Here is a 13,081-nt window from a genome sequence, read left to right on the forward strand (position 1 = left end):
CGACAACGAAACTTTCAAAAGAAACGGTTTTCATTTCATAAGTGTTAAGATAATGTTTTTTGCTTCTCTTTTAATTTAAATAGTAACCCTTTTAGATAACGTACTGATACATTACATTTTTGTCCATCAATCATTTGAATTAATTTTGTTTTAGTATTGACTACTTCAATATTGTTAATATTAACCACAGTAGACTGGTGACAACGATAAAATGCACTGTTGTAAGCAGAAATGTCCTTGATATTTGCATAAAATTCTAATTGCCGATTAAGCAAATGAACACTCAATTTATGAGCTACAGGTGTTGTTTCAAAAAATAAAATGTCATCTATTACAAGCTTGATGTCTGTGTAATTACTGCGTATCAGGATAAATTCTCGTTTATCAGGAGAAAACTTACTAATCCGATCAACGGTAGTATTTATTACTTCGATTATCTTTGGTTTAAGTTCCTCTTCACTCTTTTTCTGAATGAAGTCTAAAGCTTCAACTTTATGCAAAAAAGAAAGAAACGCCATCTCAGTATGGCTGGTGATGAAAACAATTTTTGCATGCGGATAACTTTCTCTTAACTGAGATGCTAAGATTATCCCATTCATTTCATGATTTAGTTCAATATCTAGTAAAAATAAATAATCATGTTGTTCCTGCGTTCTCCACTTTAGAATATCGTTTGGAAGATCAGTAGAAAGTTCTAATCGAGCATCTAAATCTACCATCATCAAATAATTCTTTACAATACGTTCAATTGATTGCCGTTGATCCTTATTATCCTCGCAAATAAATATCTTTAGCATTTGTATTCTCCTTCTTAATTAACAGTTAAAATTTGACAAAACTTATTGTCCTGAATAGATGTTTCTAGGGATAAATGGGCTTCGTGTGCAACAATAGAATCAAGGTTAGATAAACCCAAACCTCTATTCGATCCTTTTGTTGAATACCCTGAAACCTTCAACTGGTGAAGAGGTGGTAAATTTTCAGATACCGAGTTTGAGATAATAAAACTTACACTTCCCATATCTTTTAAAATGGCACATTCAATAAACCCTTCAGATTTCGCCATTCGGGTTGCTTCTACAGCATTATCTAAAATAATGCCAAGAGAGCGAACTAAAACTAATTCATCAACAGCAACAGAATCGACTTCATTAAAAACAAAAATTGATACCTTAGTTCTTTTTGTATCCACTGAATTGAGTTTAGATAAAAAAATGCTCTTTAAAGAAACTACCTTTAGATTTCCTAACTCCGATAGTTCTAATGAATTATCAAAAATTGTTTTTGATGTTTCCAAAATATTCTGTTTAAAGTATTTCGTAAGTTCTTCAAGATTACCTCGCTCGATATAATTTCCCATTGAAATTAACATATTCTTATAATCGTGTTTAAATGCTCGAAGGTCACTATACTTTTTTTCAATGTCAGTCGCATATTGTTTAAGATAGTGTAAATAATTCTCAATTTCCTTATTTTTATAATACTTTCTTGCACTGAAAACAAAAATTGAAGCAGAAAAAAGAGATAAAAGAGAATACACGATGACGAAGTAACTATTGATCATTTCCATTTCTCGTTGATTTGTAACATGGCGCTCCATCGTAATTACGATAAAGTGTATGAGAAACGTTCCTGTTGCAATTAATGAAATCATCGGCATGTACAAATCATTCTCAAACAAAGAAGTCGTATTTACAAGCTTTCTAAAAGCAAAAGAAAGTAATAAAGCTACAATAACCGTATAAAAAAATCGGGTATATTCTCCTACATTTACATTGAACATAGGATTGATAAATAAAGTTAGATAGTCAGAAAATATAACAATGAGAATTGCAGAACTACTTGAAATCAAAGATTTATGTACCGTTGATTTGGCAACAAAAAAGTTCATTGCAATTAAATAGACCCACAAAAGACCAGTTGCAAATAATTCGAACTGTAAGTACACAAGTGAAAAAATTACAGCACTAATCACACTTAAAACAATAAATTTTCTATTTTTTTCTCGAAGTATTCTAAAACTTAAACTACACATCAAAAAATATTGGACAGATAATAAGATAATAGTTATCAACACGATCCACCTTCCCTAACATAAAATATGCACCCATTTATTACTACCACTTTAAACAGTCAAAAAATAATAATGTTATTTAACTCTATTGCATTTCTTTTCTTCACTTTTTCTATAAATATTCGTTTTCATTACAAATAATACAGTATATTTAATTATATTGCGACATAAATTAAATACACTGTAGTTTTTTTTAGGGATTATATTGTTATCTAATAGACTTACCATTTGGTCCTGTATAAGAGTACCAACCGATACCTTCATACTTCCATCCGTATTTCGTGATATTGTCACGTTCAGCGGCATTCAGCGTGTAGAAATGTTCGCCGTTGTAACGATTGTATAGACGATAAACTGGATCGTCACTTGTTGGAGCTTGCCAACCAATACCTTCGTAATTCCAACCAATTCTTCTTAGATTATCTCGTTCTCCAGTATCTTGAGTGTAGAAGTGTTCTCCGCTATTTGGATTATACATGCGATACATAGGTATTGTTCTTACTGCACTACGAGCAAACCGACTCATTTGATCTTGTTGTAACTCTTCTTTTGGTGCTTGAGTCGCTTCAGCTTCAGACTGTCCTTCTTTCACTGGCGCTTCTAATTTTACTTCTTCTCCATTTACAATTGCTGTTTGCTCTTCGCTAGAACTATTGCTAGTTACTGTTTGTTGCGTAGTGTCATAAGTTGCATTATTCCCTGCTTCTTCCGCGAGGGCATTTTGTGTAGGAATCGTCCAAGTTGATAAAATAGTTGCACAAATCAACACTGTCCATTTATTTTTCATTTGATTTAATCCTCCGTCTTTTCATTAAAAAATTATATGATCAGAACCTTAAAAAATAAAACCGCATTATCGCTTGCTTTTTTTAGTATATCTTCTATAACTGACTAAAAAGGCATGCATAACATGCCATCAGACTGTAGACAAACCTTGACACGAACCATTTCCAGCAAGAAGAATTGATCTTCGATGAACATTCGATCAGCTACCGAGGCATCACGTCCGATTACGCCAGTCCGAGCCGTTTCAGTAGAAAGAGAACCATAAGAGATCAGTTTACGAAAAGCCGGATGGTCATTGATCGAAAAGCGATAAGCACCATGATCCGTTGTTCCTGTCAAATATTCCCGCATCAATGCATGACTGGTCACATCTTGCGCGTATCTTTTTTGCAGACCTTGCGAGAAATTATAGGTACTAGTAGTAGAATCAATTCCCGAAGTGGCAAAAGCGGCCAATTCTTGTTGCAGGGCAGGATTATTGGAAGATAATTCATACAAGCTCGCATTCGTTTTGAGTAAGTCTGCAGTGGCGACGCCTAAGGAGGAACCTAATTGGTAAAAACTATAACCAAGTCCTGCTCCTAGGATAGCAGAAACTACTGTAGCAGAAGCAGGGAGGGAAACCAATGCAGAACTTAATGTAGCACCAACAGCAGAAAAAGGAGAGAGGAAAGAGGAGAAACTGACGCCACCGGTTAAAGGAACCAATGCTGCGTTGTGCGGATCTGGTTCTAGGGTAGTGACAGGGATACGAGAGATAGACGGGAGTTCAGGAACAACTTCGGTCGTCGCATGTTGTTCTGCTTTAATCGTATACGTTTCTTGGGCGTGCGTTTGGATAGGCGTGGCAGCAAATGGCAGAAGTGTCAACACAACAAAAAACAAATGAGTGAGTTTTTTCATGTTTTCTCTTTTCAAGAACACGTGCGGCTGATCGACAAGGGGGTCTTTTGCACCTCTGTTCATTCGTATTCGCTTACACATTTAATTATTCTTGAAAAAACAAAAGAATACAAGGCGTAATAGAAAAAATCAATTTAAAAAAATGTTTTTTATATTATTGGTGTTTCCTTCGTGTATTCTCATGGAAGATAGTAGTTATGTCAAATAATCGTTTGTTTTGGATGCATAATCGTTCGCGTAACTGATAAAGAAAAAGAAGGGAGGAATTTATTTGTTTTGGAATTAAAGTTATTTAATGTTTGCTTTTTTATTATGTAAAAATAACTTTATTTATAAAAAAGAGGTTGTGACTGAAGTGGTCAGCTTCAAGAAATAAGAAGGAATTGACGAAAATTGCTTCTCAAATTTTTGTAAAATATCGGCTTATTTTTCGAAGAAGCTACTTCTGGAACACCGTTTATTCGGAAAAAAAGGTCTGTGACAAGACTTTTGTCACAGACCTTTTGCTTTTTATTGATCCTGCGATTACTCGTCGCAATTTTTGTGAGAGCTTTTTCGCAAACTCTTTCTTAAAAAGTGTTCAAGAGACAATCTCTTTTATCAATCCGCTACTTCTTCTTTCTTAGCGAAACTCCAAATCAGTCCGATAACAAAACCGATAACTGCTGGTACGATCCACCCCATCCCCAATTTGAAAAACGGCAAGTAGCTTTCCGCAACATGTAAAAGATTTTGAACTATAGGGGTTTGCTTGATAGATTCTGGGCAGGCATTCAACCCATCAAAAATCGAAGCAATCAACGTAAAATAGGTAGTCATCCGATAAACAGCTGTACGCTGCTTAAACAAAGGACCAACCAACACTAACAGAATCAATGTCATTGCTAATGGATAGATGAACATCAAAACAGGCAATGAAAATTGAATGATATTCGTCAAGCCAACATTTGCCGCTAAACAGGGAAGGATACTGGCAAGTGCAACAAAAAAGGCGTAATTTCTTTGCGGGAACAAATCTGTGAATGTTTCTGCAAAAGCTGTAATCAAACCAATACCAGTCTTCAAACAAGCTAATATAACGATGAATGCTAATAAGATACTACCATAAGTGCCTAAATAATGATCAGCAATCTGAGCCAGCGTGATTCCGCCATTTTCACTTAGAGCAAAGCTACCTAAGCTCATAGCACCTAAATAAGCGAGCAAAGTATAAATGATTCCCATCAATATAATGCTGATCGCACCAGATTTGATCGTGTCTTTAGCAATTTCAGCAGGTTTTGTTACACCCATGTTTTGGATCGTCGTAACGATGATGATTCCAAATGCTAAAGCAGCAAGCGCATCTAATGTGTTATATCCTTGAGTAAATCCTGTGAAAAAAGCATGGTCTTGGTAATTTGGCTGAATAGGCGCTTGATTGACAGAGCCTAGTGGATTCAAAAAAGCAAGGAGAAGCAATGCCCCTAATAAAGCCAAAAATGCAGGATTCAGGAATTTTCCAACATAATCTAATATCTTTGTCGGTTTTCTTGAAAACCACCAAGCCAGCACAAAAAATACAATACTGAAAATTGCTAGATATAGCGTCTGTCTGCTAGGATCGATAAATGGTGCTAAACCAATCTCGAAAGATGTGGTTGCAAGGCGAGGTAAAGCAAAAAACGGTCCGATAACTAAGTAAAGCAAGATGGTAAAAACCATCGCATATGTTTGATTTATCCGTTTTGCTAATTCATATACACCTGAGCTTTTCGATACACCAATGGCAATCACTCCTAAGAAGGGAAGACCGATACCGGTAACCAAGAAACCTAGATTCGCCCAAAAGGTAGCAGCACCTGCTTCTTGACCCAAATGAACGGGAAAGATAAGATTTCCAGCACCAAAAAATAGACCGAAAAGCATGGAGCCTATAAAAAGATAGTCTTTAAATGATAATTTTTTTGTCATACATAACTCCTTTACGGTTTTTTTAAAAGTAACAAAATTTCGAAAAATATGCAACAATTTTCAGAAAATTTCCTATATAAAACGATGGTTATTTAATAACACAAGTGATAAAATAAAAGCGCTGAATCATCTGAGGAGGAAACATCGTGACAAAGTCGAGATTAGAAGCATTTACTGATGGAGTAGTGGCCATCGTTTTGACAGTTCTTGTATTAGACATCAAGATTCCTGATCCATCTGGTATCCATTCTTTATGGGCCATCCGAAATACATTATTAGCTTATGCAATCAGTTTTATATTTGTTGCGGTAATCTGGGTGAACCATCATCGTATATTCCAGATGGCAGAACGCATCAATTACCGAGTGGTCTGGTCGAATATCTTTTGGCTCTTCTGGCTGACTTTATGTCCTTCCGTTACTAGTTGGGTCGGGCGTAACCCTGAAGCTTTTTGGCCTGAGATGGCTTATGTCTTAGTATACACGATGTGGAGTTTTTCTTTTGGTATATTGATGAGGCAAATCATGAAAGCAAATAAACCAGATTCCCATGTCGTGAGAGTTTTGTCAAAGGACCATCGAAGTTTTATCTCCATGTTTATTAACTTATGTTTGATTGCCGGTATCTTTTTTGTACCGATGATTGGGTTATTCGGACGTTTTTTCGTATCTGGTATTTGGATTTTTTCCTATAAAAAAGCAGATGCCTATTATCAGCGGTTGTTTCCGGGGAAATAAAAAGAGCTGTGACAAAAATATTGTCACAGCCCTTTTTCCGAATAAACGGTGTTCTCCTGTCACCTCCTCGGTCACAAGTCACAATATTCAACAAACATGAGAAGCTGTTTTTTTGAAATTGATCCTTGTGACTCATAGTGAAACGGCAGGCTCACAACCTCTTTCTTACTTCTTACGTTCATATTTCATATGATAGATCAGTAAGAGAAGCAAGAACCACACAGGTGTCAGTAATAAAGCGATTCTCGTATCTTTTCCTAGGAACAAGACGACACACACAAAGGCCATATAAAGAAAGACCAAATAATTACTCAATGGGTACAGCGGCATTTTAAATGAATGAGCTTTTTTGCCGATGATACTTTTACGATATTTCATATGCGTGTAGACAAGCATACTCCAAATAAACAAGAAACAAGTAGTGGCAATACTGCTTACGAGTGTGAATACTTCACTAGGCATCACGTAATTCAAGATAACCGAAATGAAAATGACGATCGTAGAAAATGTCAAAGCATTCCCTGGAACATGATGTGTTGTTAACTTTTTGAATTTTTTAGGAGCACTTCCTTCTTGTGCTAAAGAACGAAGCATACGTCCTGTACTGTATATGGCGCTGTTGCAGGCAGAAGCTGCTGCACTTAATACGACTAGATTGATCAAGGATGCAGCAATCGTGATCCCAATTTCCGAAAATACCTCTACAAATGGACTATTATCTGGATTCAAGCTATTCCATGGATAGATGGCCATAATGACAAAAAGAGAGCCTAAGTAAAATAAGATGATCCGGATAGGAATATTATTGATAGCTTCCGGCAATACTTTTTCAGGATTTTCTGTTTCCCCAGCGACTAATCCAACTAATTCGATCCCAGCAAAAGCAAAGGTCACCATTTGGAAAGCCAAGATGAATCCTTTAGCACCAGTCGGAAAGAATCCGCCATGAGACCATAGATTCGTGATGCTGGCTGTGCCAATATCTGTCGTATAGTGGGTGAGGATCATATAAGCACCTACGAGGATAAAGGCAATGATCGCTACAACCTTGATCAAGGCAAACCAAAACTCTAACTCACCAAACAATGATACAGCCACCATATTCAAGCAAAGAAGAAGACCTAATGCAATCAGTTCAGGAAGCCACTGAGGAACACCAGGTGCCCAGTAGCGTACATACATCCCAATGGCTGTTAAATCTGCCATTGCAATCGATACCCAGCAGAACCAATACGTCCAACCAGTGATGAAAGCCGCTTTTTTGCCAAGATATTCTGCAACAAAATCCAGAAAAGAATGGTTATTAGTGTTTGATAACAGAAGTTCGCCTAACGCACGCATAATGAAAAAACAGATACATCCAGTGATGAGATAGGCGAGCAATATCGAAGGGCCAGCTAGCTGGATAGACTTTCCGGAGCCTAAAAACAGCCCCGTTCCAATCGCTCCGCCAATAGAAATCAGTTGGACATGTCTATTTTTCAGTCCACGCTGCAGTTCTTGCTCTTCATTCATTTTTAAATCATCCTAACTAAAAAAGTTTATATTACTTCCATATTAAGAGAGTTTTCTGAAAAACACAACTAAGATTCCAAAATTTTCAGAAATTTACTATTTATGAGTAGGCGCAAAAAAAGAACTGCGGTAAACGCCGCAGCTCTCTGTCCCAATCAGCGATTGATCCTAAGCATTTAAAATACGTGAAAGGAATTCTTTTGTACGTTCTTCTTTCGGATGGACAAAGATATCTTCTGGTGTACCTTCTTCTGCAATCACACCTTTATCCATAAAAATGACACGGTCAGATACATCTTTTGCAAATTCCATCTCATGCGTCACGATAAGCATCGTCAAGCCAGTATGTGCTAAGTCTTTGATCGTATTAAGCACTTCACCAACCATTTCAGGGTCTAACGCCGAAGTAGGTTCATCGAATAACAATACATCTGGATTCATCGATAATGCCCGAGCAATTGCGACACGCTGCTTCTGCCCGCCAGACAATTGTGCTGGTTTAGCTTCGAAATAACGATCCATACCAACTTTTTCCAGATTTTCGATTGCTACTTTTTTGGCAGTTTCTTTATCTCGTTTCAGGACAGTTGTTTGTCCAGACATACAGTTTTCCAAGACGTTCATATTATTGAAGAGATTGAAGGATTGGAAAACCATACCTAGATTTGTTCGATATTTAGGTAAATTATATTTAGGAGCTAATACATTTTCTCCATTATAAATGATCTCGCCGCCTGTTGGTTTTTCTAGCAAATTGATACAGCGCAAGAAAGTAGATTTACCAGAACCAGAAGAACCGATGATCGTCACAACTTCACCTTTGTTGACTGTCACGCTGATATCTTTCAATACTTCATTTTCACCGAAGCTTTTTCTTAGATGGTTGATTTCAATAATTTTTTCACTCATGATTCTTCCTCCTTATTCCTGCAAATTTGAATTGTCGATTTCTTCAAGCTTTGTGTAAGCAGAAGGTCCATCGATTTTCTTTTCTACCGCACGCAGGATTCTGGTGATCGTAAAGGTCATGACTAAGTAGATGATCCCGACGATCGTAAATGTTTGGAAGAATTGGAAATTCGCACCGGAAGCAGAGTTCCCCTGGAAGAACAAGTCAGCTACGCCGATTACACTTAAAACGGCTGTATCTTTGATATTGATAACAAATTCATTCCCCGTTGCCGGCAAAATATTCCGTAAAACTTGTGGAATAACAACTTTTCTCATCGTTTGGCCATGGGTCATACCAATGGCTTGCGCAGCTTCGAACTGTCCTTCATCTACTGCAAAAATTCCCCCACGGACGATTTCTGTCATGTAAGCTCCAGTATTGAGAGAGACGATAAACAAAGCGGCAATCGTTCGATTCAACGAAATACCAAAAGCGAGTGCCAGGCCGTAGAAGATGACCATTGCTTGTACCATCATCGGTGTTCCGCGGAATATTTCGACATAGATAGATAGAAGTGCATTTCCGATTTTTTGGAAGAAGCGAGTCAGTGCATTTCCTGATTCAGGTACCGAACGGAAGACACCAATCAGTAATCCAAGTGTGGTACCGACAACTGTCCCGATCAATGCGATGAACAAGGTAAGTCCAGCACCTCGTAAGAACATATTGCCGTATTGTTTCCAAATCGTAGTGAAGTCAGAAATGATGCCGGGTTTTTCTTCACTATCAGTTGCAGCAGGCTGATCTTTGACTGCTTGGTCCATGATTTTTGTTCGTTCATCGTTAGAGATGCCAGAAAGAATCTGGTTTACTTTTTGGATATCTGGGTCGCCTTTACGCATACCAACAGAAATCTGAACATCTTCCGGGTTTGTCTGGAAGCCATCTGCACCACTGAATTCGAGCATTTCCAAGTCTTTGTTCACACTAGTTGCCGTTACACCTTCCGGACGTTCGCTGACATAACCATCGATCATTCCAGAAGCTAACGCTGTTCTCATGGCTGAGAAATTATCCATTGCTTGTTGTTTCTGCACATCCGGTATCTGATCGATCACAGTATAATGGAAGGTATTTAACTGAGCAGTAATCTTTGCTCCAGAAAGATCTGCTAAACTTTTTGCTTTTGCGTATTTGCCATCTTTCTGGACTACTACTACTAATTGTGATTCATAATATGGATCGGTAAAATCAATTTCTTTTCGTCGTTCAGCAGTAGGGCTCATTCCGGCGATGATCGCATCGATCTTGCCTGATTGAAGGGCAGGAGCCAGACCATCCCATTTTGTTTGGACGATGACTAATTTTTTCCCTAAACCATCTGCTACTTTTTTAGCGATTTGAACATCATAACCGCCGGCGTAACTATTTTGGCCTTGGATTGGCAAGGCGTTATTCTCGTCTGTTTGTTGAGACCAGTTGAAGGGTGCATACCCAGCCTCCATACCTACGCGAAACTCATCGCTCGGTGTTTTTTCATCTGCATTTGCCAGAGATCCCACACTGAATAGTGAGAAGACAAAAGCAAATAGTACGGCAACTGAAACCATATTTTTTTTCATTTTTTTCTCCCTTTCTGATTATATGATACACGAGCGGTCTAGATGAAATGCGGTAAAGCTTTATCTGAAAAAATAAAAAGCGACCGATTTATAGATATAAAAAGGCCGCTAAAATTCCATAAGGTGATAAACCTCTCACAAAACATAGCGCAACTTAGCATCACTGCTAAGACAGTCCGCAAGCTCTTAACTTGCGTCCCAACATACACTTCAAGCAAAAAAGTGTACATTTCGGCGATCCTCCCTATTCCTGCTTCTCCATGTTTGCTTCACTCCACAGGGTTAATGATTCTCGCGACCTCTACCTCATTGATTGAGGCATCTCGTATTCAGTTATTTATACAAAAAAAGTTTACGATACTCGAGAGGCTTTGTCAATCTATAACTGCTGTTTTTTGAAAAATACTGATAAATATAGAAATCTTTACTTTTACCGAAAAAACAATCAAAATGTGAATCATCTATCCATTGCAAACGATAGTATAATTATACACAAAAATGTATGTAACACAATAAAAAAAGAACTGAAACAGAAAATTTCCTGCATCCAGTTCCACCTCGATTATTTAAGCAGCCGCTTTCTTTGGCTCACGTCCTAGGATCGCTTGCAAAAGAACAACGACACCGTAAATGGCTAATATTAGATAAATCAAACTTGAGTATTGGGTGATTCCCCAGCCCCATGTTCGATAAACGGCTAATGTAATGGCTAAAACAATTGCGGCAATCACGTTGAATAAAGCAAAAGCCCAAAGATTTCCGTTTTCTTTGCGTACAAGGTAAAAAACAGAGAAATAAACACTTAACGCTAACCAGGCGATGCAAGCCAGAATAACGCCCCAGTAAATAAAGAATGGTAACATATCGATTCACCTCACTTTTATACAGCAGTATTGTAACACGTTTTCATTCTTTTGTCAGTGAGGATTGTGATAAATTGTTCAAATGTCCCTCACACTTTTTTATTCCTATTTTTCACACTTTTCAACAATAAATTTGTTTGAGTATGGGCTATAATGGAAAGTGAGGTGACAAAACATGAAACAAGGAACAGTAGACGAAGCAGCAAAAGAGATATTGACTCATCAGAAAATCACGTTTTTGACCGGTGCTGGGGTATCCACACCTTCTGGAGTGCCAGATTATCGATCACTGACAGGAATCTACCACGGAATGGAACAGCCGGAATACTTGCTGAGTCATCAAGCAATGGTGAATGAACCGGATAAATTCTATCAATTTGTCAAAAAGATCTATCATCCTGAAGCAAAACCAAATATTATTCATTTAGAAATGGCACATCTAGCGAAAGAAAAAAATATCTGGGTCGTTTCGCAAAATATCGACGGATTGCACGCAAAAGCTAAGAGCCCGCAACTCGTCAATTTTCATGGAAGTTTGTATCAATGTCATTGTCGAAAATGTAAACAAACAGTAGACTGGAAAGAATATCTTCACAGCGACAAACATCAAGCATGCGGCGGACAAATACGCCCAAACATTGTGTTATATGGTGAAGGATTTCAAGATGAAGTCATTGAGCAGGCGGCTTACGCCGTCAGCCAAGCAGAGCTGGTCGTCATTGTTGGAACGAGTTTTCAAGTTCATCCATTTTGTGATCTGGTACAATTTCGCCAACCGTCAGCCAAAATTTTAGTAATCAATCAAACGCCTGTTTATTTAGCGGAACCTTATACGTTTATTCAGGAAGACGGAGCGGTTGTTTTCAAAAAAATACAAGAATTAGGAGTAGACTATGACTGAATTCAAAACAGAAAAAGAAAAGATGATTGCAGGCGAGCTTTATTTTGCCAATGACCCTGAGTTGGTTTCCGACCGTATGTTTGCAAGAAGTCAAAGCCAAATCATCAACCAAGCCGAATCAGCGGAATTGCGATCCCAATTGTTGAAAGAAACATTTGGTCGTACAGGGAAAAAAATCTATATGGAGCCAGTTATCAATTTTGATTACGGATATAATATATTTGTCGGTGAGAATTTTTATGCAAATTTCAACTGTACATTTTTAGATGTCAGCACGATCGAAATCGGTGATAACTGCATGTTTGCTCCCAATGTCCAGCTGTATACGGCAACACATCCATTACATCCAGTGAAACGTAACAGTGGTTTGGAGTACGCAAAACCCATAAAAATCGGTGATAATGTTTGGTTAGGCGGAGGCGTGATCGTCACGCCGGGTGTCACGCTAGGAAACAATGTAGTGGTCGGCGCAGGTTCGGTTGTGACCAAATCTTTCCCCGACAATGTAGTGATTGCAGGAAATCCTGCTCGTATCATCAAGACAGTAGAGGAAGAACCGTTAGAAGAGTCTCTTGAAACATTACGTCAAAAGATTGATACGATCGATCGAGAATTAGTTGCTTTATTAGAAAAAAGAATGGATACAGTAACTAAAATAGGACAAGTAAAAAAAGAAGGAAACCAAGCAGTTTATGATGAAAAAAGAGAGCAGCAAGTATTGGATAAAGTTGCTAAACTGCTGAAAAATAAGGGATACAAGGAAACAATAACAAACACATATGTTGATTTGATGAAACACTCGCGCGAATACCAAAACAAAATGAAGGAGGAATAA

Annotated in this window: 12 protein-coding genes and 1 riboswitch; of the genes, 3 read left to right on the plus strand and 9 right to left on the minus strand. The window is 37.8% G+C overall.

Going from position 1 to position 13,081, the window contains the following annotated elements:
• Nucleotides 1–44: 44 nt before the first annotated feature.
• The 5 genes from A5849_RS02135 to brnQ form a co-directional block, all read right to left on the minus strand.
• Nucleotides 45–797, minus strand: a complete 753-nt coding sequence (locus tag A5849_RS02135; RefSeq protein ID WP_002309780.1) for a LytTR family DNA-binding domain-containing protein — start codon at nt 795–797, stop codon at nt 45–47.
• Between the two features lie 14 nt (nt 798–811).
• Nucleotides 812–2,077 (minus strand): GHKL domain-containing protein, encoded by a 1,266-nt coding sequence (locus A5849_RS02140; RefSeq protein ID WP_002309779.1) that lies wholly within the window; start codon nt 2,075–2,077, stop codon nt 812–814.
• A 205-nt stretch (nt 2,078–2,282) separates the two neighbouring features.
• A complete protein-coding gene (locus A5849_RS02145) occupies nt 2,283–2,861 on the minus strand; it encodes a hypothetical protein (protein WP_002309778.1) in 579 nt (192 codons plus the stop codon).
• Between the two features lie 104 nt (nt 2,862–2,965).
• Nucleotides 2,966–3,826, minus strand: a complete 861-nt coding sequence (locus A5849_RS02150) for a hypothetical protein (RefSeq protein ID WP_002345474.1) — start codon at nt 3,824–3,826, stop codon at nt 2,966–2,968.
• A gap of 537 nt (nt 3,827–4,363) precedes the next feature.
• Nucleotides 4,364–5,716 (minus strand): branched-chain amino acid transport system II carrier protein, encoded by a 1,353-nt coding sequence (gene brnQ, locus A5849_RS02160; RefSeq protein WP_002344727.1) that lies wholly within the window; start codon nt 5,714–5,716, stop codon nt 4,364–4,366.
• Between the two features lie 146 nt (nt 5,717–5,862).
• Here brnQ and A5849_RS02165 point away from each other — a divergent pair, with 146 nt between their 5' ends.
• A complete protein-coding gene (locus A5849_RS02165) occupies nt 5,863–6,453 on the plus strand; it encodes a TMEM175 family protein (protein WP_002312417.1) in 591 nt (196 codons plus the stop codon).
• Between the two features lie 165 nt (nt 6,454–6,618).
• On the opposite strand, the gene A5849_RS02170 is transcribed toward A5849_RS02165, so the two are convergent.
• From A5849_RS02170 to A5849_RS02190, 4 genes are all read right to left on the minus strand, one after another.
• Entirely contained in the window at nt 6,619–7,968 is a 1,350-nt protein-coding gene (locus A5849_RS02170; protein WP_002293445.1) for an amino acid permease, read from the minus strand.
• A 168-nt stretch (nt 7,969–8,136) separates the two neighbouring features.
• Nucleotides 8,137–8,877, minus strand: coding sequence for an amino acid ABC transporter ATP-binding protein (locus A5849_RS02175; RefSeq protein WP_086309924.1), 741 nt, complete (start codon nt 8,875–8,877; stop codon nt 8,137–8,139).
• A gap of 12 nt (nt 8,878–8,889) precedes the next feature.
• The gene (locus A5849_RS02180) at nt 8,890–10,482 is read right to left on the minus strand and encodes an ABC transporter permease subunit (RefSeq protein WP_002293447.1); all 1,593 of its coding nucleotides are present in this window, start codon (nt 10,480–10,482) and stop codon (nt 8,890–8,892) included.
• Between the two features lie 137 nt (nt 10,483–10,619).
• Nucleotides 10,620–10,794: riboswitch (Lysine riboswitch) on the minus strand.
• A gap of 254 nt (nt 10,795–11,048) precedes the next feature.
• Nucleotides 11,049–11,345, minus strand: a complete 297-nt coding sequence (locus tag A5849_RS02190; protein ID WP_002293448.1) for a hypothetical protein — start codon at nt 11,343–11,345, stop codon at nt 11,049–11,051.
• Between the two features lie 175 nt (nt 11,346–11,520).
• Here A5849_RS02190 and A5849_RS02195 point away from each other — a divergent pair, with 175 nt between their 5' ends.
• Nucleotides 11,521–12,246 carry an NAD-dependent protein deacylase gene (locus A5849_RS02195; RefSeq protein WP_002312419.1) on the plus strand — a complete coding sequence of 242 codons (726 nt, stop codon included), beginning with the start codon at nt 11,521–11,523 and terminating at the stop codon, nt 12,244–12,246.
• Nucleotides 12,239–13,081, plus strand: a complete 843-nt coding sequence (locus A5849_RS02200; protein WP_002316586.1) for a chorismate mutase — start codon at nt 12,239–12,241, stop codon at nt 13,079–13,081. Before A5849_RS02195 ends, A5849_RS02200 begins: the two co-directional genes overlap by 8 nt.

The sequence above is a fragment of the Enterococcus sp. 10F3_DIV0382 genome, from assembly GCF_002140245.1.
GTDB lineage: Bacteria > Bacillota > Bacilli > Lactobacillales > Enterococcaceae > Enterococcus_B > Enterococcus_B lactis.

Coding starts and splice junctions, on each gene's coding strand:
- A5849_RS02200 (WP_002316586.1), top strand. CDS start 12,239: ATGACTGAATTCAAAACAGAAAAAGAAAAGATGATTGCAGGCGAGCTT.
- A5849_RS02150 (WP_002345474.1), bottom strand. CDS start 3,826: ATGAACAGAGGTGCAAAAGACCCCCTTGTCGATCAGCCGCACGTGTTC.
- A5849_RS02135 (WP_002309780.1), bottom strand. CDS start 797: ATGCTAAAGATATTTATTTGCGAGGATAATAAGGATCAACGGCAATCA.
- brnQ (WP_002344727.1), bottom strand. CDS start 5,716: ATGACAAAAAAATTATCATTTAAAGACTATCTTTTTATAGGCTCCATG.
- A5849_RS02175 (WP_086309924.1), bottom strand. CDS start 8,877: ATGAGTGAAAAAATTATTGAAATCAACCATCTAAGAAAAAGCTTCGGT.
- A5849_RS02190 (WP_002293448.1), bottom strand. CDS start 11,345: ATGTTACCATTCTTTATTTACTGGGGCGTTATTCTGGCTTGCATCGCC.
- A5849_RS02195 (WP_002312419.1), top strand. CDS start 11,521: ATGAAACAAGGAACAGTAGACGAAGCAGCAAAAGAGATATTGACTCAT.
- A5849_RS02180 (WP_002293447.1), bottom strand. CDS start 10,482: ATGAAAAAAAATATGGTTTCAGTTGCCGTACTATTTGCTTTTGTCTTC.
- A5849_RS02145 (WP_002309778.1), bottom strand. CDS start 2,861: ATGAAAAATAAATGGACAGTGTTGATTTGTGCAACTATTTTATCAACT.
- A5849_RS02170 (WP_002293445.1), bottom strand. CDS start 7,968: ATGAATGAAGAGCAAGAACTGCAGCGTGGACTGAAAAATAGACATGTC.